This is a genomic window from Salifodinibacter halophilus, assembly GCA_012999515.1.
In the GTDB taxonomy this organism is placed as follows: domain Bacteria; phylum Pseudomonadota; class Gammaproteobacteria; order Nevskiales; family Salinisphaeraceae; genus Salifodinibacter; species Salifodinibacter halophilus.
The window spans coordinates 1-242 of the sequence record JABEEB010000630.1 but is presented as its reverse complement, the minus strand read 5'-3'; the positions used below and the strand labels follow the sequence as shown (position 1 = coordinate 242).

Below are 242 nucleotides of genomic sequence, written 5' to 3'. Positions count from 1 at the left end.
GTCCAGCAACCAGATGGAGCAGTACTTCGATGTCGACCGCTCCTCCGGCCGCGAGGTCTACACGCCCAAACCGGGGCTGAGCATCGGCGCGGACGGCAAGGTCGCCACTACGCCGGACAATCTGGAGGCGTTCGGCAAATACTTCTACGACCGCAACCACTACCCCCAGCAATATGCCTTCGATGCGCTGGAGTACATCTACAGCAAGGAACGCGCCGCGCAAGGGCCCAACGGGATGCTAG

General features: G+C 62.0%; 1 protein-coding gene. It reads left to right on the top strand.

Features of this window, described 5'->3' with window-relative positions; all coding sequences use genetic code 11:
- Positions 1 to 13: 13 nt before the first annotated feature.
- On the top strand, positions 14 to 242 hold a 229-nt coding region (locus HKX41_13090), incomplete at its 3' end, for a hypothetical protein (protein ID NNC25069.1).